Origin of the sequence: Micromonospora sp. NPDC005173 (assembly GCF_040608515.1) — a bacterium.
Taxonomy (GTDB): domain Bacteria; phylum Actinomycetota; class Actinomycetes; order Mycobacteriales; family Micromonosporaceae; genus Micromonospora.
Genome location: NZ_JBEXIK010000005.1, coordinates 13660 through 38428 on the forward strand (window position 1 = coordinate 13660; position 24769 = coordinate 38428).

At 68.6% G+C, this 24769-nt stretch carries 32 protein-coding genes, 1 tRNA gene and 1 pseudogene; 16 read left to right on the plus strand and 18 right to left on the minus strand.

Annotated elements, in window-relative coordinates:
- Positions 1 to 82 precede the first annotated feature (82 nt).
- The 4 genes from kdpA to ABZV00_RS08750 form a co-directional block, all read right to left on the minus strand.
- On the minus strand, positions 83 to 1774 hold the full coding sequence (gene kdpA, locus ABZV00_RS08735) for a potassium-transporting ATPase subunit KdpA (protein ID WP_355603176.1): 1692 nt from the start codon (positions 1772 to 1774) through the stop codon (positions 83 to 85).
- Positions 1774 to 1863 carry a potassium-transporting ATPase subunit F gene (locus ABZV00_RS08740; RefSeq protein ID WP_355603179.1) on the minus strand — a complete coding sequence of 30 codons (90 nt, stop codon included), beginning with the start codon at positions 1861 to 1863 and terminating at the stop codon, positions 1774 to 1776. The genes kdpA and ABZV00_RS08740 overlap by 1 nt, the downstream gene beginning before the upstream one ends.
- Positions 1860 to 2027, minus strand: a complete 168-nt coding sequence (locus tag ABZV00_RS08745; protein ID WP_355603182.1) for a hypothetical protein — start codon at positions 2025 to 2027, stop codon at positions 1860 to 1862. Before ABZV00_RS08745 ends, ABZV00_RS08740 begins: the two co-directional genes overlap by 4 nt.
- A gap of 140 nt (positions 2028 to 2167) precedes the next feature.
- Positions 2168 to 2815 carry a SigE family RNA polymerase sigma factor gene (locus tag ABZV00_RS08750; RefSeq protein WP_355603185.1) on the minus strand — a complete coding sequence of 216 codons (648 nt, stop codon included), beginning with the start codon at positions 2813 to 2815 and terminating at the stop codon, positions 2168 to 2170.
- Positions 2816 to 3038: 223 nt separating this feature from the next.
- Between ABZV00_RS08750 and ABZV00_RS08755 the strand changes: the two genes are divergently transcribed.
- Positions 3039 to 4424, plus strand: coding sequence for a low temperature requirement protein A (locus tag ABZV00_RS08755; protein WP_355603188.1), 1386 nt, complete (start codon positions 3039 to 3041; stop codon positions 4422 to 4424).
- Here the strand turns inward: ABZV00_RS08755 and ABZV00_RS08760 are convergent.
- Positions 4365 to 4952, minus strand: a complete 588-nt coding sequence (locus ABZV00_RS08760; protein ID WP_355603190.1) for a copper resistance protein CopC — start codon at positions 4950 to 4952, stop codon at positions 4365 to 4367. The genes ABZV00_RS08755 and ABZV00_RS08760 overlap by 60 nt on opposite strands.
- Positions 4953 to 5161: 209 nt before the next feature.
- On the opposite strand from ABZV00_RS08760, the gene ABZV00_RS08765 reads away from it, so the two are divergent.
- The 3 genes from ABZV00_RS08765 to ABZV00_RS08775 all read left to right on the plus strand — a co-directional run bounded on the left by ABZV00_RS08765 (position 5162) and on the right by ABZV00_RS08775 (position 6986).
- The gene (locus ABZV00_RS08765) at positions 5162 to 5596 is read left to right on the plus strand and encodes a hypothetical protein (RefSeq protein ID WP_355603193.1); all 435 of its coding nucleotides are present in this window, start codon (positions 5162 to 5164) and stop codon (positions 5594 to 5596) included.
- 29 nt (positions 5597 to 5625) lie between these two features.
- Positions 5626 to 5988: a sigma factor gene (locus ABZV00_RS08770; protein WP_355603196.1), complete on the plus strand. Its 363-nt coding sequence runs from the start codon at positions 5626 to 5628 to the stop codon at positions 5986 to 5988.
- A 113-nt stretch (positions 5989 to 6101) separates the two neighbouring features.
- Positions 6102 to 6986 carry an RNA polymerase sigma-70 factor gene (locus tag ABZV00_RS08775; RefSeq protein WP_355603198.1) on the plus strand — a complete coding sequence of 295 codons (885 nt, stop codon included), beginning with the start codon at positions 6102 to 6104 and terminating at the stop codon, positions 6984 to 6986.
- A 247-nt stretch (positions 6987 to 7233) separates the two neighbouring features.
- Here the strand turns inward: ABZV00_RS08775 and ABZV00_RS08780 are convergent, their stop codons facing one another.
- A complete protein-coding gene (locus tag ABZV00_RS08780; protein ID WP_355603200.1) occupies positions 7234 to 7626 on the minus strand; it encodes a VOC family protein in 393 nt (130 codons plus the stop codon).
- Between the two features lie 121 nt (positions 7627 to 7747).
- Positions 7748 to 8680, minus strand: a complete 933-nt coding sequence (locus ABZV00_RS08785; RefSeq protein WP_355603203.1) for an SDR family oxidoreductase — start codon at positions 8678 to 8680, stop codon at positions 7748 to 7750.
- 92 nt (positions 8681 to 8772) lie between these two features.
- Here ABZV00_RS08785 and ABZV00_RS08790 point away from each other — a divergent pair, with 92 nt between their 5' ends.
- Positions 8773 to 9369, plus strand: a complete 597-nt coding sequence (locus ABZV00_RS08790) for a TetR/AcrR family transcriptional regulator (protein ID WP_355603206.1) — start codon at positions 8773 to 8775, stop codon at positions 9367 to 9369.
- A gap of 21 nt (positions 9370 to 9390) precedes the next feature.
- Here ABZV00_RS08790 and ABZV00_RS08795 read toward each other — a convergent pair whose 3' ends face one another.
- Positions 9391 to 9867, minus strand: a complete 477-nt coding sequence (locus tag ABZV00_RS08795; protein ID WP_355603208.1) for an Rrf2 family transcriptional regulator — start codon at positions 9865 to 9867, stop codon at positions 9391 to 9393.
- 111 nt (positions 9868 to 9978) lie between these two features.
- Here ABZV00_RS08795 and ABZV00_RS08800 point away from each other — a divergent pair, with 111 nt between their 5' ends.
- Positions 9979 to 10467, plus strand: a complete 489-nt coding sequence (locus ABZV00_RS08800; protein ID WP_355603211.1) for a cupin domain-containing protein — start codon at positions 9979 to 9981, stop codon at positions 10465 to 10467.
- A gap of 131 nt (positions 10468 to 10598) precedes the next feature.
- On the opposite strand, the gene ABZV00_RS08805 is transcribed toward ABZV00_RS08800, so the two are convergent.
- Entirely contained in the window at positions 10599 to 11918 is a 1320-nt protein-coding gene (locus ABZV00_RS08805) for a YbfB/YjiJ family MFS transporter (RefSeq protein WP_355603213.1), read from the minus strand.
- Positions 11919 to 11995: 77 nt separating this feature from the next.
- Here ABZV00_RS08805 and ABZV00_RS08810 point away from each other — a divergent pair, with 77 nt between their 5' ends.
- Together ABZV00_RS08810 and ABZV00_RS08815 are read left to right on the plus strand one after the other, a co-directional pair.
- Entirely contained in the window at positions 11996 to 12583 is a 588-nt protein-coding gene (locus ABZV00_RS08810) for a TetR/AcrR family transcriptional regulator (RefSeq protein WP_355603215.1), read from the plus strand.
- A 50-nt stretch (positions 12584 to 12633) separates the two neighbouring features.
- Positions 12634 to 13764, plus strand: a complete 1131-nt coding sequence (locus ABZV00_RS08815; RefSeq protein ID WP_355603218.1) for a serine hydrolase domain-containing protein — start codon at positions 12634 to 12636, stop codon at positions 13762 to 13764.
- 343 nt (positions 13765 to 14107) lie between these two features.
- Here ABZV00_RS08815 and ABZV00_RS08820 read toward each other — a convergent pair whose 3' ends face one another.
- Together ABZV00_RS08820 and ABZV00_RS08825 are read right to left on the minus strand one after the other, a co-directional pair.
- Entirely contained in the window at positions 14108 to 14281 is a 174-nt protein-coding gene (locus tag ABZV00_RS08820; RefSeq protein WP_355603220.1) for a hypothetical protein, read from the minus strand.
- Positions 14278 to 14496 carry a flavin reductase gene (locus tag ABZV00_RS08825; protein WP_355603223.1) on the minus strand — a complete coding sequence of 73 codons (219 nt, stop codon included), beginning with the start codon at positions 14494 to 14496 and terminating at the stop codon, positions 14278 to 14280. The genes ABZV00_RS08820 and ABZV00_RS08825 overlap by 4 nt, the downstream gene beginning before the upstream one ends.
- Before the next feature lie 418 nt (positions 14497 to 14914).
- Between ABZV00_RS08825 and ABZV00_RS08830 the strand changes: the two genes are divergently transcribed.
- Together ABZV00_RS08830 and ABZV00_RS08835 are read left to right on the plus strand one after the other, a co-directional pair.
- Positions 14915 to 15154 (plus strand): GntR family transcriptional regulator, encoded by a 240-nt coding sequence (locus tag ABZV00_RS08830; protein ID WP_282307120.1) that lies wholly within the window; start codon positions 14915 to 14917, stop codon positions 15152 to 15154.
- A 102-nt stretch (positions 15155 to 15256) separates the two neighbouring features.
- Complete coding sequence (locus tag ABZV00_RS08835; RefSeq protein ID WP_355603226.1) at positions 15257 to 15688, plus strand: hypothetical protein; 432 nt, start codon at positions 15257 to 15259, stop codon at positions 15686 to 15688.
- A 334-nt stretch (positions 15689 to 16022) separates the two neighbouring features.
- On the opposite strand, the gene ABZV00_RS08840 is transcribed toward ABZV00_RS08835, so the two are convergent.
- On the minus strand, positions 16023 to 16631 hold the full coding sequence (locus ABZV00_RS08840) for a DinB family protein (protein ID WP_355603229.1): 609 nt from the start codon (positions 16629 to 16631) through the stop codon (positions 16023 to 16025).
- 168 nt (positions 16632 to 16799) lie between these two features.
- Here ABZV00_RS08840 and ABZV00_RS08845 point away from each other — a divergent pair.
- A pseudogene (locus ABZV00_RS08845) lies at positions 16800 to 17509 on the plus strand (site-specific integrase); the annotation flags it as partial.
- A gap of 77 nt (positions 17510 to 17586) precedes the next feature.
- On the opposite strand, the gene ABZV00_RS08850 reads toward ABZV00_RS08845, so the two are convergent.
- Both ABZV00_RS08850 and ABZV00_RS08855 read right to left on the minus strand, forming a co-directional pair.
- Positions 17587 to 17658, minus strand: a tRNA-Val gene (locus ABZV00_RS08850).
- Positions 17659 to 17708: 50 nt separating this feature from the next.
- Positions 17709 to 18131: a TIGR02611 family protein gene (locus ABZV00_RS08855; RefSeq protein WP_355603702.1), complete on the minus strand. Its 423-nt coding sequence runs from the start codon at positions 18129 to 18131 to the stop codon at positions 17709 to 17711.
- A gap of 30 nt (positions 18132 to 18161) precedes the next feature.
- On the opposite strand from ABZV00_RS08855, the gene ABZV00_RS08860 reads away from it, so the two are divergent.
- Positions 18162 to 18374, plus strand: a complete 213-nt coding sequence (locus tag ABZV00_RS08860) for a hypothetical protein (RefSeq protein WP_355603747.1) — start codon at positions 18162 to 18164, stop codon at positions 18372 to 18374.
- A gap of 291 nt (positions 18375 to 18665) precedes the next feature.
- Complete coding sequence (locus tag ABZV00_RS08865; RefSeq protein ID WP_007457244.1) at positions 18666 to 19097, plus strand: SsgA family sporulation/cell division regulator; 432 nt, start codon at positions 18666 to 18668, stop codon at positions 19095 to 19097.
- Between the two features lie 114 nt (positions 19098 to 19211).
- Here the strand turns inward: ABZV00_RS08865 and ABZV00_RS08870 are convergent, their stop codons facing one another.
- Entirely contained in the window at positions 19212 to 19988 is a 777-nt protein-coding gene (locus ABZV00_RS08870; protein WP_355603232.1) for a glucose 1-dehydrogenase, read from the minus strand.
- 273 nt (positions 19989 to 20261) lie between these two features.
- Between ABZV00_RS08870 and ABZV00_RS08875 the strand changes: the two genes are divergently transcribed.
- From ABZV00_RS08875 to ABZV00_RS08885, 3 genes are read left to right on the plus strand one after another with little or no spacing between them, the layout of a single operon-like run.
- Entirely contained in the window at positions 20262 to 21149 is an 888-nt protein-coding gene (locus ABZV00_RS08875) for an AraC family transcriptional regulator (protein ID WP_355603705.1), read from the plus strand.
- A 43-nt stretch (positions 21150 to 21192) separates the two neighbouring features.
- Positions 21193 to 21648 (plus strand): Rrf2 family transcriptional regulator, encoded by a 456-nt coding sequence (locus tag ABZV00_RS08880; RefSeq protein ID WP_210785538.1) that lies wholly within the window; start codon positions 21193 to 21195, stop codon positions 21646 to 21648.
- Entirely contained in the window at positions 21648 to 22166 is a 519-nt protein-coding gene (locus ABZV00_RS08885; RefSeq protein ID WP_355603235.1) for a GNAT family N-acetyltransferase, read from the plus strand. Before ABZV00_RS08880 ends, ABZV00_RS08885 begins: the two co-directional genes overlap by 1 nt.
- A gap of 12 nt (positions 22167 to 22178) precedes the next feature.
- Here the strand turns inward: ABZV00_RS08885 and ABZV00_RS08890 are convergent, their stop codons facing one another.
- The 3 genes from ABZV00_RS08890 to ABZV00_RS08900 form a co-directional block, all read right to left on the minus strand.
- The gene (locus ABZV00_RS08890; RefSeq protein ID WP_355603238.1) at positions 22179 to 22790 is read right to left on the minus strand and encodes a malonic semialdehyde reductase; all 612 of its coding nucleotides are present in this window, start codon (positions 22788 to 22790) and stop codon (positions 22179 to 22181) included.
- 67 nt (positions 22791 to 22857) lie between these two features.
- Positions 22858 to 23427, minus strand: coding sequence for a flavin reductase family protein (locus ABZV00_RS08895; protein ID WP_355603241.1), 570 nt, complete (start codon positions 23425 to 23427; stop codon positions 22858 to 22860).
- Entirely contained in the window at positions 23424 to 24758 is a 1335-nt protein-coding gene (locus ABZV00_RS08900; protein WP_355603244.1) for an LLM class flavin-dependent oxidoreductase, read from the minus strand. Before ABZV00_RS08900 ends, ABZV00_RS08895 begins: the two co-directional genes overlap by 4 nt.
- Between the last annotated feature and the right edge of the window lie 11 nt (positions 24759 to 24769).

Consider the following 24769-nt stretch of genomic DNA (forward strand, 5'->3'; position numbering starts at 1 on the left):
GGGCATCAGAAGACCCTTCCGCGATCGGGTCGGCTGGCCGCCCGCGCGCGCCTTGCAGCAATAGCTTTAGTCAGACAATTCATCAGAAGAGCTTTCCGTGACTGAAGTGCTCGACGATCGGGCCCAGCGAGACGGCCGGGAAGAACGTCAGCCCACCGATGATGAGTACGACCCCGGTCAGCAGAATCACAAACATCGGCTTGTCCGTCCGGAAGGTTCCCCGGGAGGCCGGGACAACCTGCTTCGCGGCCAGGCTCCCGGCCAGGGCGAGCACCGGGATGATGATGGCGAACCGCCCCATCAAAAGAGCGATGGAACCGGTGATGTTGTAGAACGGGGTGTTGGCGCTCAGGCCGCCGAACCCTGAACCGTTGTTGTTCGTCTGCGACGTGTAGGCGTACAGGATCTCGGAGAAGCCGTGTGGCCCGGCGTTGAGCGGCCCGGCACGTCCCGCCCCGACCGCCGTCGCTATCGCGGTCAGCACCAGCACGGTGATCGGCATGACGAGGACGCCCAGGGCGGCGAGCTTCACCTCCCGCGCCTGGATCTTCTTGCCCAGGTACTCCGGCGTTCGACCGACCATCAACCCGCCGATGAAGACCGTGATGACCGCGAACAGCAGCATCGAGTAGAGACCGGTACCGACACCCCCGGGGCTCACTTCGCCGAGCATCATTCCGGTGAGCATTGCGAACCCACCCATCGGCGTGTATGAGTCCGCCGCCGAGTTGACACTGCCGGTCGATGTCTGCGTGGCGGTAATGTTGTACAGCGTCGATGAGGCTGTACCGAACCTCGTCTCCTTGCCCTCCATGTTGCCCTCGGGCTGATGGGTCACGCCGGCGGCGGCAACGGCCGGGTTGCCCTGCCCTTCGGCCACCGTGGCCATTGCCAGCCAGCCGCCGAACAGAATGCCCATCACCGCGAGAATGGCCACGCCCTGCCGGATGCTGAGAACCATCTTCCCGAAGGTGTAGGTCAGGGCCACCGGAATGCACAGGATCAGCACGATCGACAGGAAGTTCGTCAACCCGGTGGGGTTCTCGAACGGCCCCGCGCCGTTGGCGTTGAAGAAGCCGCCGCCGTTCGTACCCAGTTGTTTGATCACTTCTTGTGAAGCGATCGGGCCGCGCGGCAGGGTCTGCGTCGCCCCGGTCAGGGTGTTGTACACCTCGGCCGGACCCGCGAACGTCTGCAACGCACCCTGAGCGATGAAGATCATCGCAGCGACGAATGCGATCGGCAGCAGGACGTAGAGCGTGGTGCGAACGAAATCGACCCAGAAGTTGCCGATCGTCTTCGAGCCCTTACGCGAGAACCCGCGAATCAGCGCTACCGCTACCGCGATACCCACCGAGGCGCTCAGGAAGTTCTGCAGCGCCAGCACGCCCATCTGCGATAGATACGACATCGTCGTCTCACCCGCGTAGGACTGCCAGTTCGTGTTGGTCACGAACGACACCACCGTGTTCCACGCGGTGTCCGATCGGACTGCGGCGAAATGTTGCGGGTTGAGCGGGAGATGGCCCTGCAGTCGGAAGATCAGGTAGCCGAACAGCAACGCGACGCCGGAGAACATGATCACCGAGGTCGCGTACCGCTGCCAGGACTGCTCAGTCCTGGTGTCGACCTTCAGCAGCCGGTAAACCGGCCGCTCCACGAATGCAAGCCATCTCGTCCGGCCCTCGAACACCGCGACCATGTACGCCCCGAGGAATCGCCAACAGATCGCCAGCACGCCCACGAGCGCGACGATCGTCCACGCGAAGGTCATCAGAACAACTCCGCCTTAAATAGCGCGACGCCCAGAAAGATGAAGACGCCGAACGAAAGAATCAGAAGCAGCCCGTCGGTGAGGCTCACACCCGCTCCAATCCCCAGATCAAGCCCAGCATCGCGGCGACGAAGCCGATGACGCCCAGGACAACCAGAAAGTCAGCCATGCTCAGAGCATCGCTCCAGGCCCGGTAGCGGCGGCGTGAATGGACTGCCGGTGCCGGTGGATGATCGGTGAACGGCCACGTCACGGGCCCGCCGCCGTGTCAGGTACTCGCCTCGCGAGGGTTTTCGCGCCCCAGCTGAAGGATCGCGGGAGGTCGCCGGAATGGCGGCCGGGCTTCGCCGTGGAGCCGCGGAAACGGGCCACGTACGGGCGCTGTTGTCGCCGTTAGAACGCGGAACAGCGCGGGCTCTCGCTGAGCACGCGCGGTGTGCGACGAACCGACGGGCCGGCTGTCGGGCAAGAGCGCGAGGCGCGTGTGGATCTCCTCGTTGCGCGGCTGCCGCCCGTTCCCGCCCGAAACTCCGACTCGATCTGGCCCCGCAGTTCCGGTGCCAGGGCCCGCAGCCGCGCAAGCGCGTCCCGGGTCTGGCTCCTGACCGTACCGATCGAGCAGCCGAGTGCCTCGGCGACCTGTTCCGCGGTGAGGTCCTCGAAGTAGCGCAGCACCAGCACCTCGCGCTGTTTTGGCGCCAGCTTGGCGAGGGCATCCTGGACGGCGAGTGCGAGCGCGATCTCGTCGCTGCGGTCGGGCGACAGGCGTTCGAGCGCCGTCTCCTCCCCTACCTCGCGGATCCGGCGACTCTGCCGCCCCCACTTGAGGTGTTGGGTGTAGAGGGCGCGGCGCACGTAGCCGTCTGGATTACTGCCCTCAGCAACCCGTTGCCATCTCCCGACCATGCCCAGCAGGACCTGCTGCACCAGGTCCTCGGCGAGGTCGTGATCGCCGGTCAACTGGTATGCCACTCGAGCCAAGGTGTGGATATGAGACTGCACGTACGCCTCGAACGAAGGTTCCGCGTTGTCAACGAGCACCCCCTACACGTCTCACACGTCGGCGTAGGAGTAGTAGATATTCACCGATTCTCTACCCCGCTCGATTGAACTTCCACCGCGCGGTCACTGGCGCCCTCGTCGGCGCCCCGCGCGCGCCGTGCCTGCCAGCAGGCGTCCTGGGAGCAGCAGCACCTGACTACTTCAACGGTGCTCGGAGAGGCCGGCTGGACGATCTCGAGGGAGAGGTCGGGTACCGGGCCACATGGACGAAGAGGACGGATACCCTGATACCAACCGAAGATCGGTAGGAACGGGCGAGCCAGTGACGGGAAGTGGCGCAAGCGGACTGGTTCGCAGGCTTGAGGACGTCGCGCGAGCGTCGTTCCTGGAGCTGTTCTTCGATGTCGTGTTCGTCTTCGCGCTCCGCGCGCTCGCCCAGCAGTTGCTCAACAACCTGACCTGGTCCGGCGCGTTCCAGGCACTGGTGCTGTTGCTGGCCATCGGATGGGTGTGGTCCCTCACCGCGAGGGTGACCGGGCAGTTGAACCCGCGACGGTCGCCGGTGCAACTGATGGTCATCGCCACCATGGTGGGTGCCCTGGTGCTCTCGGCGGCGGTCCCCGAGGCGTTCGGCAGGACCGGCTTGATCTTCGCGGTCGCCTACCTTGCCATCCAGATCGGTCGCAGTCTTTTCCTCGTGGTCCTGTTGCGGGGCCAGGAGGTACAACGTGTTGCGGGACGGGCGGCGATCTGGCATGCCGTCACCGGGGTGCCCTGGCTTGTCGGGGCGGTCGCCTCAAGCGGAGTACGCACGGCGTTGTGGACGCTCGCGGTTGTCCTCATCTACGCCGCACGGTGGTTCAGCTACCCCCTGCCAAGACTCATGCGCCTGGGCGGTGCACAGGTGCCGGCCGGCGGCGAGTTCCTGGCCGAGCGCAACCGGGCACTGTTCGTCATCGGGCTCGGCGAAGTCATTCTGGCCATCGGATCGAGCCTCACCAGTCGCGGTTTTGCTACCGATCGGACCGTGGCGTTCGTGCTGACATTCGCCGTCACCGCATTGATCTGGCGGATCTACATCTTCCGTGCCGGAGAAGACGTCGGGCCAGCCATCGGGGCATCAGCCAATCCCGACCGTCTCGGCACCCTGGCGTCCTACGCACACCTGGTCATGATCGCCGGCCTCGTCGTCGCCTCGGTCGGCGCCCAACTGGTCATCGACGATCCACTAGGCCATCCACGCGCGATCCCGACCGTCACCATCCTCGGCGGTACCGCGCTGTTCCTTGCCGGTCGGATCCTCCTGGAGTACCTGGTGTTCAGCCACGTCTCCAGAAGCCGCGTCATCGGGCTGGTCGCGCTCGCCTGTCTCCTTCCGCCGATGCTGCTCCTGCCACCGCTCATCAATGCCTTCGCTAGCGGCGCAGTCCTCACCGGCATCGTCATCGCCGACAACATTCGCGTACGACGGCACCCGCACCGATCTCCCCACCAGGTCCCCACCGCTCCAGCAGCACATGACCACCGGCGGCGGGTCGACGCCTTCAGACGAGCAGGCCGCACAGAGGCGGAAACCGAGCAGGTCGGTCTAAAGGGTGGAGCCGTCACGTGTGGCCGCACGCTTGTTGGTGCCGTAGACACCGCGTGAGAGCGTCATGATCGCGAGAAGGAGAGCAAGTACGGCCATGCCTGCGGCGGTGTAGAACGCGACGACCCCACCGTGGGTGACCCGGGCCCGGAACGGATTCGCTGTGGCGGCCGCTGCAGCGTCCGCTCCCACGGTGAACTCCGCCGTGCCGGCTACCGGGTGTCCGTCGGTGAAGGTTGCTCGCCAGCTGATCTCGTACCCGCCGTCGGGCATACCTGCTTTCACCTGGTCGATCAGCGTCGCTCCTTGGACAGCCGGCCGACCGCCGGCCCAATCCGTACCCGTGTGGTCCATGATCGTGACGGTGCTGTCAGACATGATCTCGGCGGCGAACACCACCTCGACCCGTTCCGGAGCAGTCGCGAGCGCGGCACCGGCGGCCGGCGTGATCGAATGCGTCGCGCCATGGGCGACCGCGGGGGCGGGCTTGACCGCCAGCGGGAGACCGGCAGCAAGCGCGACCGCGACGATCAATCCGACGGTACGACGAATGCGAGGCGCCCGACCGGTGTCCGACTCGCCGGTCACGCCTGCCGCGACGCTTCTCTTCATGGCGTGCTCCCCTCCGCCGCGAACGACCGCGGCATCTGCGAACTGGACCGAGCGGCCCCCCGATCCGTGACAGCAGAGCTCGCCGCCGGGCCATCTGTCACGAATCGGAGACCTGCTCGGTCCGTACCTGGTGACACTCGCCCACCGGCGGCGGGCATCCGAGACAGCGCAAGGAGCAGCAACTCGTGACCATCATCATCCGCATCGCGCTGGCGATCTTGTTTGTCGACAACCTCGTGGTCGGGGCCTGGAACGCGTTCTGGCCGGCCAGCTTCTACACGAACTTCCCGACGGTGGACCTCACGCCGCCGTTCAGCGAGCACTACGCGCGGGACTTCGGTACGGCATCACTGGCGATCGCCCTGCTGCTGGGCATCGCGGCGGTCAAACCCAGGGCCCACTTCGTCATCCCTGCCGCAGGTGCCTATTCGGTCTTCGCGGTGCCGCATTTCTTCTTCCACATCACGAACATGGAGCAGGCGACGGTAGGTGAGGCGATCCTCCTCACCACCGCAAACGCGGCCGTGGCGCTCATCGGCCTGGTGATCATCCTGCTGACGGTGCTGCGCGACCGTCGAGTGGCTCGGCGCGGCTTCGAGTCGGCTCGGGCCGCCCACTGAACCTTCCGGACCAACCAGTGGGAGAAACGATGGTTCCCGAACCCCGCCGGCCACCTCGGTCAAACGCGCTACCCAGCACGTTCTGCGTCGTCGTCGCCGAACGACGCCTCCTCAAGAACCTCGCATATCACCTGCTCGGTTCGGTCCACGTGGCCGAACACGCGGTGCAGGAGACGTACGCCGGCTGGTACACGATGCCGGACGACGAACAGGACGGCATCGACAGGCCCTTCCTTTGGCTCGTCGGCACGCTCGTGCAGATCTGTATCGGTCTGCTCGACTCGTCGCCGCCCCGCTCCGGTGGCCAGACCGCCGATCGAGCAGGTCGCCTCCATGTTGCGGGCCCTCCACCTCAGAGGTGGGGTGCCTGGCGCCATGCACCAATGCTGTAGTCCGGCCGCGTAGGGGTATCTGTATGCGCTGGTGCCCAACGGACAGTGGCGATATCGGCGGTAGTTCGAAATCACCTGCAGATTCAGGGATAGAAGCGACGAGGCGGGCGGTCATGGTAGGGCGAGGGACAGACGGGACACTGATCGGCGCGCTAGAGGTGTTCGACGCGGTCCGTCCGCGGCTCTTCGGCATCGCCTACCGAATGCTCGGAAGTGTCGCGGAGGCCGAGGACGTCGTGCAGGAAGCCTGGCTTCGGTGGCAACAGACCGATCGCAGCCAGGTAAGGGACCCAATCGGGTTCCTGGTCACGACGACTTCTCGGCTCGCTCTGAACGCCGCGACATCGGCTCGCGCCCGACGCGAGCTGTATCCCGGACCGTGGCTACCCGAGCCCGTCGACACCTCCGCCGACCCGACACTCCAGGCCGAACGGAACGAGTCACTCGGACTTGCCGTGCTGCTCCTGTTGGAACGGCTCACCCCGGCCGAGCGGGCGGTGTACGTGCTGCGCGAGGCGTTCGACTACCCGTTCCGGCGGATCGGCGAGGTACTCGACATCAGCGAGGCGTACGCACGGCAGCTCGGCCGACGCGCCCGTACGCACCTGGCCCAGCAGCGGCGCGATCCGGTCGCCCGCGCCGACCACGGCCGCCTGCTGCGTGCCTTTCTCGCCGCCGCCCGGTCCGGTGAGCTGACCCGGCTCGAGGAACTGCTCGCTACAACAGCCACCTCCTACGCCGACGGCGGCGGCACCGTACGGGCCGCCCAGGCACCCATCGTCGGACGTGACAACGTCGCGCGTTACATCCTGGGACTGATCCGGAAGTTCGGCCACGACCTCTCAACGGAGATCGTCGAATCCAACGGCCAAGCCGCGATCCTCATCTCGCGGCCCGGAGCAACGGTCGCGTTGGTCACCATCGACGCCTCACCCGCCGGAATCGAACGAGTGCTGATCGTCCTCAACCCACAGAAACTAGCCCAGTTCCAGCGGTAACCGTCGGCGCCGGTGACCAGCAGGGCGACGCCGATCGGGGCGACAAAGTCCCGCTGACTGAAGCCGCCTGACTTGAGGTCGACTGGCGCCGTCGGAGCGGCTACCTCCGTGACACGGACGGGTCAGTCACGTCCGGATGGGAGCGCCGGTCGCGGAGGGCGGTCCTCGGTGGAGAGGACATCGGCGAGGAACGCCGGCTGGGAACCGGGACGAACAATCTACGGCAGATACCGCAGGGTCAAGGGAGTCAGGCCTCGCCGAGAAGATCCCAGCGGTTACCGGCGATATCGAGGAAGACCGCGACCCGGCCGTAAGGCTCGGTGCGCGGCGCTCGGACGAAGGTGACCCCGGCTTCGACCAAGCGCGCGTACGAGGCATCAAAGTTGTCGACCCGGAGGAAAAAGCCGACCCGCCCTGCTGCCTGGTCACCCACAGCAGCGCGTTGACGGTCTCCATCCGCACGAGCGAGCAGAATTCCGGTCTGTGCACCCGGCGGCCGGACAACGACCCACCGCTTGGGTCTCCCGTCATTCGTCAGTGAGGGTGAGTCCTCCACGAGGTCGAAACCCAGCACGCCAGCGAAGAACTCGATCGCGGGGTCGTAGTCGTCGACGATCAGAGCAACCAAGTCGATCTGCACCGGGGCAGCGTAGGGAAAATCTCGTCCGGCTCGCCACTGAGCTCGGACTGCGGCAAATGCGGATAACCACGTCGCTGGGCCCATCACCCAGTCGCGTGCTCGAACAGTGGCGGGCCTGCCCTCAGGCGAAGTAGTGGCCCTGCTGGAGGTCGGCGATAAGCCCGAGGCCCGCAGGTTGCCATCCGAGAAGGTCACGAGTGATCTGCGCCGAGGCAGGCCCGTCGATTGCCCAGAGGCCGCCGAGCCAGCCGACGTAGTCGCCAGCTTCTTCGGGGCTGACGGAGACTGCGGGAAGGTGCAGATGTGCGGCGAGAGTCTCGGCGACCACACGGATCGGCACGCCCTCGTCGCCGACCGCGTGCAGCACTGAGCCGGCCGGCGCGGACTCGACCGCGAGGCGGAACAGTCGCGCGGCGTCATCGCGGTGGACGGCGGGCCAGCGGTTGCTGCCGTCGCCGACGTACGCTGCGGCGCCCTTCTGCCGCGCGAAGCCGATCGCCGTGGTGGTGAAGCCGTTGTCGCCCTTGCCGTGCGTGACTGGTGGGAGCCGCACGATCGAGGAGCGGACCCCGTGGCCGGCGAGCGTGAGAGCGTGCCGGGCGTTTGCCATCCGTCCGCCGGCGCCGCTGATCGGGCCCGTGCTGCCGGTATCCGGGGCCAGCCCGTCGCGTTCGGTGGCGACGACACCGGACGGTAGCCCGAGCACGCCGAGCATGCCGGAGGCCATGACGAACGGCTTGCCGGTGCCGGCGAGGGCTTCGCCAAAGGCGTCGATCGCCGCGCGATCGGCGTCGGTGGCGCTGGCGAAGTCGCCGGCGAAGAACATGTCGTGCTTGAACGCGAGGTGGACGACGCCGTCGGAGGCGGCGGCCGCGTCGCGCAGGGCGTCGAGGTCGTCGAGCGATCCCGGGCGGACCTCGGCCCCCATCGCCCGCAGGGATTGGGCCGCCGCATCCGAGCGGGCCAGCCCGGTGACCTTGTGGCCGGCGGAGATTAGCTCGGGGACGAGCCCTCGACCGACCCAGCCCGACGCTCCGGTAACGAACACACGCATGAGGAACTCCCAGTTCCTAGAACGACCGTACAAGGAAAGAATGTAGTACGATCGTTCTAGGAACCGCAACCCAGAGGGATCACGAGGCAGCGATGACGGGACGGCCGGTCAACCACCAGCGACGGGCCGACCTGCTCGACGCCGCGGTCGACTACGCGATGCAGCACGGGTTCGCCGAGCTGTCGTGGCGGCCGGTGGCCCGCGCCCTCGGGGTGTCGACCACAACGCTGGTCCATCACTTCGGCACCAAGGAGCAGATGCTCGAGGCCATACTCGGGCGGTTGCGGGAGCGTGCTTTCACGGCCACGAGCGAAGCGGTCGGCGACCAGCCTGACCTGGCTTCGGCCGCGCGTGCGGTCTGGACCCGCGCCTCCGACCCGCGCCAGTGGGCGGAGTTCCGACTGTTCTTCGCGGTCTACGGACGCGCTCTACAGGCACCGCAACAGTTCACGGAGTTCCTCGATCGCGTCGTGACCGACTGGATGAGCGCCCTGGTCGACGCGCAAAGACCGGGCACCGACGTGGAGACAGCGACGCGCACGGCCACCCTGGTGATCGCGACGATCCGTGGGCTGCTGCTCGACCTGCTGGCCACGGGCGACCAAGACCGCGTCCAGGACGCGGCCGACAGCTTCCTGGCAACCCTCGAACACGGCCCGCGGCCACAAGGCAAAGCACAGCCACGCTGAGCGACGCGGAAAGCAATAGTCCTAGCGAAGTTGCGCGATCCTGGCCCGGGTGTTGGCCAGGGCTTCGGGGTGCCCGCGCTCGACGTCGGCCCGGACGTCAGCCACGGTCTTGCCGGCCAACTCCCGCCGCCAGGCCAGGTCGGCACCCCGCATGGCCTGGGCGAACGCGCAGGACTGTCGATAATCGACGCCCGCGTGCTCCCCCGGCCCCTTGCTGAGGATCTGGTCGCACTGGAACAACTCCTCCGGGCCCTCGATCGCGGCCACGATGTCCAACAGGGAGACCGACCCCGGGGCCCGGGCCAGCTGGAAGCCCCCGCGCGGCCCCGAGGTCGACGTCAGAATCCCGGCCCGGACCAGGGCCTGGAGTTGCTTGTTCAGGTAGGCCGGCGGCAGCTCGTAGAACGCCGCGAGGGTGCCGGTTGGCACCGGGGCGTCCAGCCAGCTCAGGTTGAGGCACGTGTGGAGGGCCCATTCGACGCCCTGACTCATCCGCATAGTCCTGGACTTTACATGTCCAGAATTTGTGACGCATGCCATGATCACTAGCGCCGAACAATCCTGGACATCTAGTGTCCAGGAAACAGTCAAACAACGAAGGAGCCGACAATGACACTGGTACGCGCAGCCCAGGCCGAGGTTCTCCACAGCGACCCGGCCAGCGTGATCACGCTGCTGCTCGACCCCGAGCACACCGGCGGCGCCCTGACCAGCAACCGCACCCTGCTCAAGCACGGCACCGACGGCGCGCCGCCGCACCTGCACACCCACTCCGGCGAGCTGTTCTTCGTGCTCGACGGCGCCCTCGAGATGCTCGTCGGCGACGAACTGCACACCCTGCACAAGGGAGACGTGCTCTTCGTCCCGCCGAACACCCCGCATGCCTTCGCCCCCGCCGACGACCAGGACGTCGACTTCCTCGTCGTAATCACCCCCGGCAAGCCCCGGTTCGACTACTACCGACTGCTCGACAAGGTGCACCAGGGCGAAGCCACCTGGCAGGAAGTCGGCGAGACCCAGGACCGCTACGACAACCACTACGTGGACAGCCCGGTGTGGGCAGGCCGCGCGGCCAACTACCTCGACCTGAAGAAGTAGTTCCGGCGGGGTGGCCGTGCATGGGTGTGGCCGAGGCGGTATCCCGGGATCGTTTGGAGGGCTGGGGTCTCGGGCGTTGGCAGCGTCGACTGCGGTGATTGTGGCGAGGTTGTGGGCCAGGAGATGTCCACCTAGATGATCGTCGAAACCAAGGGTGCGGCGGCGGTCCTGCCAACTGAACGGCCAGCTCTTGCGCGCTGCACTCCCCCGGGCGCCGGTCCATCACCGGGCCCATGTCGACGCGATGCGGAAGGGCCAGCCGCCAACCCTCGGCCGTCATCCCTGGCACCGGCCGGTTCCGCCGATCGCCTGACGACCAGAAACGCGGCCAGCGTGCACAGCAGCGCTGTTACGGTCAGGGTCGCGCCCGCGCCATTGTGATCGGCCAAGATCCCGGAGATCCATGGGCCGATGGACTGGCCAATCGCGAACACCACGGTGAACGCTGCGAGCGTGGCGCTGATCGCTTCGAGTGGCACGCTTCGAGTGACATGGGCGGTGACGGCGGCCGGGACCATCATGAACGCCAGGCCGAACAACACGGCGGATGCCGTCGTCCCGGCCGCTGTAGGCGCTGCTCTGGCCAGCGCGGCCGCTGCAGCGACGCCCAGCATCATCACGCACAGCGGTCGGTTGCCGCCCCAGGTCACGATCGGGCGGCTCCACAGGACGGGTGCGGCCATCGCACTCGCTCCGACCAGGATCCAGGTGAGGCAAACCATGGGCAGCGATGCATGCCGGTCGACCAGGTACGCCGACAGGAACGTCAGGTAGCCGATGTAACCGGCGCCGAACAGCAGATATGCCGCAGCGATCCGTCGCTGAGGCCACAGGTGCCTCCCGCTTACCGCCGCGGTCGGCGTGGTGGCGTCGCGGACGGCCGCCGCGCGCCAGCTGGCCGCGCTGGCCAGCGCGGCCGCACCAGCCAGCGCCCACCAGCCGACGACCCAGCGCTCGGGGTGGACGTGCAGCAGGAGCGGGACGCCGGCGCCGGTGATCGCGATGCCACCTCCCGCACCAGCGAAGTAGACGGTCACGGGGGTCAGGGTTGCGGCGCGGTCGGCGAGTCGGGATGCCAGGGCAGCGCCGGAGATGAAGGTCAGCGCTCCGCCGAGTCCGGCCGCCGCGCGTCCCCACGTCAACATGCCCAGGCCGGTGGTGGCGAGCGCCACGGCAGTCAGGACCATCCCGGCGCGGAACGTCGCCGTCAGTCCGGCACGGCGGATCACTGCTGCGGAGAGAACGGCGCCAAGCAGGTATCCGGCGCCGTTCGCGGCGGTCAGCGCCCCGGCGGTGGTCATCGTCCACTGCAGGTCTTGGGACATGGCCGGCACGAACAGTCCGTAGGCGAAACGGCCGAGTCCCAGAGCGGAGGCGGTGCCGAGGGCGAGGCCGATGGACGGCCACCAGGGCGTCGCCCGCGAGGCGGCAACGGGTGTTTCGAGGGTCATGCAACTCCCTTCAGTGATGGTACCGAGCGGTACGATGACCCTAGCGAAAGATCGAACCGATCGGTACCATCTGCTTCATGCCAGTGGCCAAAGGAACCTCACTCGATCCGGCGCGCACCCGGGAAGCGATCCTTGCCTGCGCCACCGACCTGCTCTATGAGCGAGGGCTCGACGGTGTCGGGATCGCCGAGCTGTGCGCCGCGGTCGGTGCGTCCAAGGAGACGCTCTACCGTCACTTCGGCTCGAAGGAAGGGCTCGTCGATGCCGTCCTCGCTGCCCGCAGCGATCGGGTCATCCGCTGGCTCACCGACGTGGCACAGGCGGCCGGGCCGGATCCCGAGGCAGAGCTGGCGGCGATCTTCGACGCCCTCGGCACCTGGTACGCCGAGCCGGCCTTCCGGGGCTGCGCCATCGTCAACGCCGCCACGCAGCACCACGCCGACCCCGCCCGCACGGTTGCCGTCCGACATCTGGGCCGTTACCTCAACCTGCTGACCGGCATCGCGCAGCGCGCCGGAGCGCGTGAACCGCAGGTGCTGGCCCGGCAACTGCTGATCCTGATCGAGGGCGCCACCGTCGTCGCCGACCATCACGACACCGCTGATGCCGCCGCGGAGCACGCCAAGCAGGCCGCGCTGACGCTGCTGTCCACTGCCAAACGCTGAGGAAGGAACATCCTGTGGTCGAAGGATTCACCGCTGCCGGATTTGAACCGGTGGCCGACGCATTCGAGCGAAGCTTCACCGAATTCGGCGAGACGGGCGCCGCCTTCAGCGCGTACCACAAGGGAGACCTCGTGGTAGACCTGTGGGGTGGGGTCGCCGATCCGGACACCGGACGCCGGTGGCAGGCCGACACCCTGCAGCTGATCTTCTCGGGGACAAAGGGCCTCGCGACCGCCTGCGCACTGCTGCTCGTCGAGCGCGGCGTGCTCGACCTCGATGCATCCGCCGCCCGGTACTGGCCCGAGTTCGCGGCGGCCGGCAAAGGCACCGTCACCGTCGGAGACATCCTGTCGCACCAGTCGCGGCTGCCCGGCGTGCGGCAGCCAGTCACTGACGACGACCTGCTTGATCACGCCATCATGGCCAAGCTGCTCGCCGAGCAGCCACCCGAGACCGATGCGCGGGCCGGGTTCATCTACCACGCCCTCACCTGGGGCTGGCTCGTTGACGAACTGGTCCGGCGAGTGGACGGGCGCACGGTTGGCGCCTTCTTCGCCGACGAGTTCGCGCGCCCACTGGGACTCGACGTCTGGATCGGGCTGTCGGACGAGCAGCACGACCGGGCGTCCACCATGCTGGCCGCCCCCGGTTTCCTTCTCGACGCACAACCAGCCAGCAACGACCCGCTCGCGGTGCTCACCCACAATCCGATCGTCGTCCCCGACTCACCGGAACTGTGGAACAGCCCGAAGTTTCGCCGCGCTGGGCTGGCCGCAGTGGGTGCGTTCGCCACCGCAAGATCGATGGCCCGGTTCTACGCCTGTCTGGCCGCCGGCGGTTCCCTGGACGGCGTACGTGTACTACAGGCCTCCACCGTGGAACTCGGTCGACGGGAGCGGCGACGGGGCATCTCCCCCTTGTGGGGCAGCCCGATGGCCTACGGCGCCGGATTCGAGCTCGCCACCGCGGCGCAGGTCTTCGGACCGGCGGCTGACGCGTTCGGCCATGCGGGCGCGGGCGGTTCCCGGCATGGAGCCTGGCCGGATCGGCAGGTCGCATTCTCGTACGCGATGAATGAAGCGCGGGCCGAGTATCCCGATCGCCGTCCCCGCGGCCTGCTCACCGCTCTCCATGAGGCGGTCGCCGACCGGCCGGCCGGAGGGCGGCCCTCGGTGGCGTAATTTGCTCGCCAGTTTGATCCACACGCGGCCGGAGTGGACCTCCGCCTCGGCGCCGGGTGGCTCCGGTGACCGGGACCGCGTCACCTCCACCGCTGCTCCCAAACTGCTCCCAATTCAAACCACGCATCGAGCGAAGCCCGTTGCCGACTATTTCGGTAACGGGCTTCTGACCTGCAGATACTTGCGGTCGACGATGCCGGTATCGAACCAGCTACCTCTTCGGTGTGAACTCTCGGCAAGCTGATCGGATCGGGCTTGATGCGAGGTCAGACGGCCTGTTGGCGCGCCTCTCGGCTCGGTTCGGTTGGCGCCGTTGCTGTACTTCGCTGCTGTACTGCTGGCATCAGACGAGGCGCTGGATCCGCACCTTCGGGTGCACGTTTCTCAGGTGTCCTTGCTTGTGTTGGCGGACCTGTTCGTCCCAGACCTCCTGGTCGTAGTCCGGGTCCGGTGGGATCCACTTGTGCGAGCCGTCGCTGTAGTGGAACTTCTCGTCACCCGGCCGCAGGATGCTCATCGGGTCCAGCCGAGGAATCGGTAATGCAGGTGGCCGGCGGGAACGTGGGCCAGGTCCTGGGCAGCGTCGACGAGATGGGCGGCCAGGTAGAGAGCCAGTGACACCGGGGCGCGGTCGTACTCGGCTCGCAGCTCTCGGCGCCGGGTCTGGCATGGCCACTCCCCCGCGCAGCCGCCGCACGTCCAGGCCGGCTTGATCGGGCGGTGAGTGGTCACTGCGGGCCGTCCTGGCTGGGCCAGTGGCCGCGGTTGATCGGGATGCGGTGACGGCTCCGGCATGGCAGATCGCCTCCGCAGCGGCAGATAAACCGCCAGTGCCGCCAAGACCAGACGGGCTGGTGACGGCGAGCGAGAGTCAGCGCCACCGCCAGCACGTATTCGTCGTACGAGACTCGATTCAACGGCTCGCCGCTCCCGCTCGCGCCATGGTCTGCCGTACTGCCCAAATCGAAGGAAGCACCGCCACCTCCTTGTGCCGCAGCAATCTGGAGGCGTGGATGTCCGAACGCGGGGGACGCGCCGAACATCCACGCCGGCGAGGACGGCCCACAGCGCCAACCGAGGGAATCGACCTCCTCGGCAACCCCCCATAGGTACCGTTGCGTAGTCAAGGGCTGGCGTAGGTGGTCTACTCGTGTTGCCAACCGAGGAGAACGACGTGCCACCGCGTTACCGCTACGAGCAGATTGCCGACGACCTCGCCGAACGCATCGCGTCAGGCGAGTTCCAGCCTGGCTCCAAGCTGCCCAGTCGGCGAGAGTTGATCGAGCACTACGGGGTCACCGAGCCGGTGATCGACCGTGCCATGCAGGTACTACGGATCAAAGGGATGACCGAAACGCTTCCCGGCGTTGGCGTCTTCGTCGCCGAGTAGATCCCTCCGCAGAGCCAGCCGCCGCGACCGCGATCCCTCGCTTGGAAGCTCCGTGCACCACGCGTCCGCGCTCGTCCGCGAGTGGATCTGCACTCGCGGACGGTGTCCCTCTCCGTGCCCGTCTCGACATCGCTGTTCGGGATCGTTGCTGTCGGAGTCGGCGACGGCGGGCGTCCGGCACTGTTGCCATCGCCGCAGGCAACCCGGCACGATCGATTCGTGACTCCCGAAGAAGCCCACCTCCGCTGCGAAGCAGTTTCGTGGATCAGCCAGGACTTCCCGGGCTGGGTGCGGGTACGCCTCGTCGACGTCAACAACACGTCGTGGTACTTCGTCGACAAGGTCCCGGTCTTCACGGCTGACAGTTCGCGCCTTGAGGCTCGCCTGCCTGCACCTGTTCACATCCTGTGCAGCATCGTCGGCCGAGACGTCGGTGCACTCGTCGTCTCAACCGCACCGCACGGGGTCGAAGCCGAGGACGGACAATGCCTGTTCCGGGTGCATGCGGGCCAGCTCGACCGACACACGGTTTAGGAACGGGATAGCGCTCGTCGGCCGGACCGGTCTCCTACCAGGACAGATGCCTGATCACTCGCTCGCCTTCCCGCTGATCATTCCGCGCATATTCCGGATCTTGCCCGTCTCGTCCAGCACCCTCGGAGCTGGTGGGCTCTGCTTGGTTTGAACCAGTGACCCCTTCGGTGTGAACAAGGTCAGGTCGGCGCCCCGACATGCATCGACAACTATTTGCGCTGCTTCGAGTGGGGGCAGTCGTCGGCATGCTTGGGTGCGGACGGGTCCGCTAGCAAGATCGTCTCCCAGATTTCTCCCGACGACCATCGTGGCGCAGCAGCTCTACGGTGCGGCACTATGCACCATGCGTGTCGGACAGGCCGGCATGACGCGAGCCGCCCGCCCCTTCCTGCGCAGCCCGCTCGATCTTCGCCCGGTACGCCTCGCGGGCCGCCGTGTCGATCTGCTCCTCGTACTCAGGCCTCATTCCGGTGCGGCCATCGAGTTGCTCACGCAGGATGTCGGCGTGTCCGGCATGCCGGGTGGTCTCCTGAAGGACGTGGATCATGATGGCGAACAGCTTGACGTCCGACCGCGACCACCACGGCACGTGGCCGGGCGCGTCGAGGGGAAGCGCTTGAATCGTCGCGTCCGCATGCCCCCAGGCACGCTGATAGAAGTCGATGATCTGTTCGCGGGTCTCGCCCGGGGTCACCCACAGGTCGCTGCCGTCCGCGTCCTGCCATCGCCCCAGCGCATCCGGGGACGGGCGGCCGAAGACCTCACCGAAATACCAGGCCTCCAACGTCGCCATGTGCTTCACCAGGCCGAGGAGGTTGGTCCCCGTCGCTGTCAGGGGACGCCGGATGTCGTACTCGGACAGGCCGTCGAGCTTCCAGACCAGTGCCTCCCGGATCCCTTTGAGCCGGCCATGCAGGCAGTCCTTCGCGAAATCATCGATCATGGGACACGAGCTTGCCATCCGACAGCGAGCGGAGCACTTCTGGGACCTCACAGCGCCGTGGTTCGTAACTCGCCGACACGAATCCGACGACGATCTGCAGTGCCAGGCCCGAGGTTCAACTTGTGTCCGAAGCCGCGGAGAACCCCATACGACAGGCATTCGGACAGTCGAGCTGCCCTCACTCACGCCCAGGCCGAAGACCTCATCACCAAGAACCCGGCCGTGGCGGTCACCCTGGCCACCGTCCGCCGTCGACGGGGCAAGTCGTGGTCGAGCGACGAGGCCCGCACGTTCCTGGAGTCCGCCCGCCACGACGAGGACCCGCTCTACGCCGCCTACGCCCTGGTCCTCGTCGTCGGTCTGCGAAAGGCGAGGCGTTGGGACTCACCGGGGAGGACGTCGACCTCGACGCCGGAGAGCTGACGATCGGCCGCCAACTGCAACGCGTGCGCGGGCAACTCCTGCACAGCGACACCAAGACCCCGGCGTCCGACGCCACCCTGCCCCTGCCCGACATCTGCCTGACCGCGTTGAAGCTGCGACGCGAGCAACGTGACGAAGCCCGAGCAACCGCCGGCAAGGCGTGGCACGAGAACGACCTCGTGTTCACCACCCGCTATGGCACACCCATCGAGCCCCGCAACTTCCAGCGATCCTGGCAGACCCGATGCGACAAGGCAGGAGTCAAGCTGATGACCGTCCACGACGCGAGGCGGACCTGCGCCACGCTCCTGGCCGACCTCGACGTCCACCCGCGAGTTGCCATGCAGATCCTCCGGCACGCCCGCTTCTCGGTGACGATGGAGATCTACACCCGGGTCTCGTCGAGAGCGACCAGCGACGCACTCAAGCGCCTCGGCGAATCGCTAACGCAATAGCCGGGCTGCTGTACTTAGCTGCTGTACGACAGCAGAAAGGCCACCTCCCGAACCCGGGAAGTGGCCTTTGACCTGCGTGGGCGATGCTGGTATCGAACCAGCGACCTCTTCGGTGTGAACGAAGCGCTCTCCCACTGAGCTAATCGCCCTCAGCGCCGATGACTCTACCCGATCGTGGAACCAGACCGGAAATCCGGGGTCAGTGCGTCGCGAGGTAGTGCATCGCCTTCGCCACCACGTCGATGCCGAGGCTGTACTTGAGCGACAGCCAGACCACCACGCCCACGAAGACCAGGCCGACCGAGCCGAGCACGATCCGCACAAGCAGTGACTGCCGCTTCACCCACTGCGTCCAGCCGTGCACGTGTCGGCGGGTGAAGCCGAGCAGCCGGCGGGCCCAGTGGTACTCGACGGCCCAGATGCCCAGCCCGGCGATGACGAGCAGCCAGCCCGGCCCGGGGAGCGGAATGAGGGCGATGCCGATGGTCACCACCAGCGCACCGGCGATCGCGATGAAGACCTTGAGGGCGATCCGGCCGGTGGGGTTGGCCCGGATCAGGTCGAGGGTGGTCGAGATTCGCCCCCGCCAGCGCGGGTGCCGCGGCGGGTCCGCCACGACGATGACGCCACCGGCACCACGACCCGCACCGCCATGACCGGCACCACCGCCGCCGGCACGACCCGCGCCATCGCCGGACTGGTCAGCACCGCCATCACCGGCGCGCGCGCCACCGCCGGTGCGTTCCGCGTCGGACCCCGGCCGACCGGACCACTCGGGCTGCTTCCTCGGCACTCCGTACCCCCGCTTTTCGGCTGCTCGGACCGCGACGTTCGGTGGGCCGGACGCCACGGCCGGATCCACTGAGGATCGGTTCGTAACCATTTCACCCCCCAGTGTCGCTCGGGCCCGTCACTGCAACGGTCGACTGGACGTTACCGGAGTAAGTCGACGACTGAACCACCCGATGCCGGGCGGGATCACGCACTGGGCAGAACCGGAAATCCTACATGAATCCTCGCATTCACGAGGCGTTTCCGTCCCCCTTCCCACCACTGGGTGAAGTCAGCGTATGGCGGAGCGTAGCCAGGAGTAGCACCTGAGTATGGGAAAAGCGGGACACGCGCGTTCCGCAGCGGTGCCGGGGGGAGAACGTCCATGAGTGTCATTCGACCGACGACCGTAGAGGTCGAGACGTCGCTAAGGCTCGTCGCGCCTGACGCCACCGCATTGCCGGTGCGTGCCAGTCTGCGTTACGACCCTGCTGACCCGTATGCGGTCCATGTCCTGTTTCATGCCGAATCGGCTGGTGGCGAGGCAGTGAGCTGGTCCTTTGCTCGCGAACTGCTGGTCACCGGCCTGGACGAGCCAGCCGGAATCGGGGATGTGCGGGTCTGGCCCTGGGCCACCCCGCGCGGCGACTTCGTCGCGCTGGCCCTCTCGTCACCGGACGGCAACGCCCTCTTCGAGGTGCCGCGCAGCGTCCTGGTGCGTTTCCTTCGACGGACCTACGTCGTCGTCCCGCGCGGCCGGGAGGCCGAGCACCTGGACGTCGACACGGCGGTGAACCGGCTGCTCGCCGGTCGCTGACCACCGCCCGAACGGGCAACACCGGCCATCACGGGGCCGCGCGGATCTGCCGACCGCGCGGCTCCGGCACACCCGGGGGTACGCGGGCCCGCCCGCCCCGGGTCGGCCGGTGCCTCAGCCGTGCGTGGTGATGCCGCCGTCGACCGGGATGACCGCGCCGGTGAGGTACGCGCCGGCCCGCGAGGACAGATAGATGGCCGTGCCGGCCATGTCCTCGGGGCGGCCGATGCGACCCAGCGGCACCTGCTGCTCGATGGTGGCCCGGCTCGTCGGGTCGTTCAGCGCGAACGCCATCATCTTGCTCTCGAACGGGCCGGGCGCGATCGCGTTGACGGTGATCTGCTCGCCGGCCAGTTGGTGGGCCAGGCTGCGGGTGAGCATGTGCACGGCCGCCTTGGTGGCCGAGTACGCGTACACCTCCAGCCACGGCACCCGGACGCCGTCGATCGACCCGATGTTGATCACGCGGGCCGGGTCGTCGGCGGTGGCGGCGGCGCGCAGCGCCGGTAGCAGCGCGGTGGTCAGCCGGAAGACGGCCTTGACGTTGACCGCCCAGAGCTTGTCGAACGCGGCCTCCGGGTAGTTCTCCAGCGGCGCACCCCAGGTCGCACCGGCGTTGTTGACCAGCACGTCGAGGCGGGGGAAGCGCTCCCGCACGGCGGCGGCCAGCCCCTCGGCTCCGGCGTCGTCGCTGAGGTCGGCCGGGATGGCCTCGCAGCGACCCTCGGCGGAGAGCTCCTTGGCGACCGCCTCGCAGACGTCCGCCTTGCGGGACGAGATGATCACCTGCGCGCCGGCCCGGACGAAGCCCTGGGCGATCATCAGACCGATCCCCCGCGACCCGCCGGTGACCAGGACTGTCTTGCCTTCGACCGAGAACAGCTGCGTCATGCCCATCCCATCGCGAGTCGGCGAGGTCCGCCGGCTCGGCGTACGGCCGGCGGGGCGCCGGGCGGGCCGAAACCGGACGGCGCTACCGCCGGGTAACGTAGCCCGGCTGTCGGGACCGCGACAACCCCGTGGCGGCGCGCCGGGTCCGGTGCGGCGGGCATCATCGGTCGGGGATGCGGTGACCTGCGGTTCGGGCTACCGTCGCAGGCGATGCTCTCCACCGGTCCCTTCACCGCGCCACCGATCGGAACGGCTCGACCCGTACCCGACGAGATGGCCACGTTCGCGCTGGCCGACCTGGCCGGCGACCGTGGCTGGCGTCGGCCGGTGCTCGTCGAGCGGGAGCTGTTGATCCTCACCACCCGTGGGCATGGGGACGCCGAGCTGGATTTCCACCTGCTGCCGTGCCGACCGGGCACGCTGCTGCGGGTCCATGCCGGCCAGGTGCTGCGCTGCGCCGGTCCGCAGTTCGACGCCACCGTGGTCGGCTGGGACGCCCAGGCGCTCAGCGGCTTCGACGTCGACCCGGACGCGCCAACCTGGCGGCAATTGGCCGGTGAGGACGAGGACGCCGTCATCAGCGAGGTGAGTCAGCTCGCGGTGGACTGCCAGCGGCATGGCGACAGCTCCGCCGCCCGCGCCCTGCTCCGCCACCAACTCGCCGTACTGCTGCTGCGACTGACCCTGCCCGGCGCGGACCGGTCTCCACCCCGACCCGAGGCGGAGACGTTCCAGCGGTTCTGCCGGGCGGTGGAGCACGACTACCACCACACCCGGCGGGTGGAGGACTATGCCGCCAGCCTCGGCTGCTCGGTGCGGACCCTGACCCGTGCCTGCCTGGCCGTCACCGGGCGCAGCGCCAAACAGGTCATCGACGAGCGGGTCGCGTTGCAGGCCGGGCGGCTGCTCGCCGCCACCGATGAGCCGATCGCCCGGATCGGCCGGGATCTCGGTTTCTCCGAGCCCACCAACTTCGGCCGCTTCTTCACGCGGGAGGTCGGGGTCAGCCCTGGCGCGTTCCGGGCCGCCCGGGAGCAACCGGCCGTCCGGGTGGTCCGGCCCCGCCCGCCCGTCGAGGCGGCGAGCGCCAACGGCGGGCGGTTCCGACCCGGCGACCCCGGCGAACCGGCCAACGGCGGTCACGCCATCCGACCCTGGTAGCCCGCCAGACCAGACAGCGGCGGCGGCCGGGCATGATGGCAGGGTGCAGATCTCCGCGCGCGGTGACTACGCGGTACGGGCGGCGCTCAGCCTCGCCACCGCGTACCCCTCGCTGCTGTCCACCCAGGCCATCGCCGCGGAGCAGGACATGCCCCGCAAGTTCCTGGAGGCGGTCCTGGCCGATCTGCGCCGGGCCGGCGTCGTCCGCGCCCAGCGCGGCGCCGAGGGTGGCTACACGCTCGCCCGCCCGCCGCGGGAGGTGACCGTCGGCGCGGTGCTGCGCGCCGTGGAGGGCCCGCTGGCCGGGGTACGCGGCCTGCGCCCGGAGGAGACCCGGTACGAGGGCTCGGCGGAGAACCTGCCCGGCCTGTGGGTGGCGGTGCGCGCCGCCGTGCGGCGGGTGGTCGACGAGGTGAGCCTCGCCGAGATCGTCAGTGGCCGGCTGCCGGCCCACGTCCGCAAGCTCACCGCCCTGCCCGACGCCTGGGAGCCACGCTGATGTCCACTCCGACCCTGCACACCGAGCGCCTGCTGCTGGAGCCCTACCGGCCGGCCGACGCCGAGGGTTTCGTCACGCTGCTCGCCGACCCCGAGGTGGGCCGGTTCATGGGCGACGGGCCGATGACCGTGACGGACGCCGCCGACCTGTTCGGACGGGTGTTCAGCCGGGTCTACGCCGACGACCTCTTCGACGTGTGGGCGGTCCGCCGGGACGGCCGCTACGTCGGGCACGCCGAGATCAAGCGGACCGACGACGTCGACGGCCACGAGATCGTCTACGCCCTGGCGACGTCGGCATGGGGCGGCGGGCTGGGCACCGAGCTGGCCACGGCCGTGATCCGGTACGGCTTCGAACGCCTCGACCTGACCCGGGTGTACGCCACGGTCTCCGACGCCAACCACGCCTCGCTCGGGCTGCTGGCCAAACTTGGCTTCGTCCACGAGCGCGACATGGCCGAGGAAGATGGCAGCGTCACCCGGGTCCTCGCCCTGGACCGGGAGACCGTACCGGCCTGAGCCCGAGTCAGGTCACCGAATGCTGATCACCTCCGTCGCGTCCAGCCGGGGCAGGCGGTCGTGCCAGGCGTCGGGGCCGGGGCGGCCCACGTTCATCAGCAGCAGCGTCTCGTGCCGGCCGTCCGGGAAGAACTCCCGGGTCACGCCAGCCGCGTCGAACCCGGCCATCGGGCCGGCGGCGAGCCCGGCCGCGCGTACGCCCACCAGCAGGTAGCCGATCTGGAGGGTCGCGTTGAGCCGTGCCTGCTCGGCCCGCGCCGCCCGGTCGGTCAACCAGTCCCGGGCCTGCGGGCGGTGCGGGAACAGCTCGGGCAGCCGATCGTGGAAGTCCACGTCGGCAGCGAGCACGGCCACCAGCGGGGCGGTGGCCGTCTTCGCCCGGTTGCCCGACGAGAGGTACGGCAGCAGCCGGGCCCGGGCCGCCGCCGAGCGGAGCAGCAGCACCCGCAGCGGCTGGCCGTTGAACGCGGTCGGCCCGTACCGGATCAGGTCGTGGATCGCCGTGACCTGGGCGTCAGTGACCGGCTCGTCGGTGAACGTGTTGGCCGTGCGGGCCGCCCGGAACAGCAGGTCCTGGGCGGCCCGGTCCAGCGCGAGCAGGTCGGTCTGGGCCGGTGCGCTCACGCCGGCACTCCGCTTCGCTGCGTGCCGGCGCGACGCGCCACAGTGCTGTGCCCAAAGGTTCGCTCGCTCACGCCGGCACCGGCGGGATGGCCGTGGTGTAGCCGCCCTGGTGGTGCACCAGTGGCGGGCCGTCGGCGCCGTCGCCCAGCGCCAGCGGTTCGGCGATCACGAGCGTGTGGTCACCGGCCGGCACCCGGTGCACCACCCGGCAGAGCAACCGGGCCAGCACTCCGGTCAGCAGCGGCACCCCGAACGGCCCGGCCGTCCAGTCCGGGTACGCGGCGAACCGGTCGATGCCGCTGGTGGCGAAGACCCGAGCGGCCTCCCGCTGCCCGGCGGCCAGCAGGTGTACCGCGACGTGCTCGGCCCGGGCCAGCACCGGCCAGCTCGACGAGTCGACCCCGAGGCAGAACGAGACCAGCGGCGGGTCCAGCGACACCGAGGTGAACGAGGTGGCGGTGAACCCGGCCCGGATCGGCGCGCCGATCCCGCCCAGGCAGGCCGGGTCGTTGGCCCGCGCCACCGCGGTGACCACGGTGACGCTGGTGGCCTGCCGGCGCAGCAACGCGCGGAACAGGTCCCGGTCCACCGGCCGCAACTCGGCGGCGTCCGTCTGCGGACGTTCCACGGTGGTCACGCCGGCACCAGCGCCGGCGTGGCGTACGAGCTGGCCGGCCGGGGCAGGCCGTAGTGCTCGCGCAGGGTTCGGCCGGTGTACTCGCTGCGGAACAGGCGACGGGCGCGCAGCACCGGCACCACGTGGTCGACGAAGTCGGCCAGCCCGCCGGGCAGGTGCGGCGGCATGATGTTGAAGCCGTCGGCGGCGCCTCGGGTGAACCACAGCTCGATCTGGTCGGCGATCTGCTCCGGGGTGCCGGCGACCACCCGGTGGCCCCGGCCGGCACCGAGCCGGCCGATCAGCTGCCGGATGGTGAGCTGTTCGCGGCGGGCCAGCTCGGTGACGAGCTGATAGCGGCTCTGGTGGGCCTGCACGGTGTCGGCGTCTGGCAGCTCCGGCAGCGGCCCGTCCAGCGGCAGGCCGGTCAGGTCGATGCCGAGCATGCCGGAGAGCTGGGCGAGGGCGTAGTCGGGGACGATCAGCTCCTCCAGTTCGGCGGCGAGCGCCCGCGCCTCGGCCTCGGTGCCGCCGATCACCGGCGCGATGCCGGGCAGGACCTTCACGAGGTCGGGGTCCCGGCCGGCGGCGGTGACCTGCCGCCGCAGCTCGGCGTAGAAGCTCTGGCCGTCGGCGAGGGTCTGCTGGGCGGTGAAGACCGCTTCGGCGTACCGGGCGGCGAATCCGATCCCGTCCGGTGACGAGCCGGCCTGCACCAGCAGCGGCCGGCCCTGCGGCCCACGGGGGATGTTCAGCGGACCACGGACCTGGAACTCCGGTCCGCGATGGGCCACCTCGTGCACCCGGTCGGTGTCGGCGATCACCCCGGCCGCGGTGTCGAAGACCAGCGCGTCGTCCTCCCAGCTGTCCCAGAGCTTGATCGCCACGTCGACGAACTCGGCGGCCCGCCGGTACCGGTCGGCGTGTGCGGGGTGGCTGTCCCGGTTGAAGTTGACCGCCTCGCGCTCCTGGGCGGAGGTGACGATGTTCCAGCCGGCTCGACCGCTGCTGAGGTGGTCCAATGAGGCGAACTTGCGGGCGATGTGGAACGGCTCGTTGTAGGTGGTGGAGACGGTCGCGATGAGACCGATGTGTTCGGTCACCGCGGCCAGCGAGGCGAGCAGGGTCAGCGGTTCGAAGACGCTGTGGATGTTGTGCCGGGGGTTCGGCCCGACCGAGAGCCCATCGGCGAGGAAGAGCGAGTCGAGGGTGCCACGCTCGGCGATGCGGGCCAGTTCCTGGAAATGCCGCACGTCGGTCACCCGACGCGGGTCGGTGCGGGGGTGCCGCCAGGCGGCCTCGTGGTGGCCGACGCCCATCAGGAACGCGTTGAGGTGCAGGGTACGAGTCATTGGTATCTGTC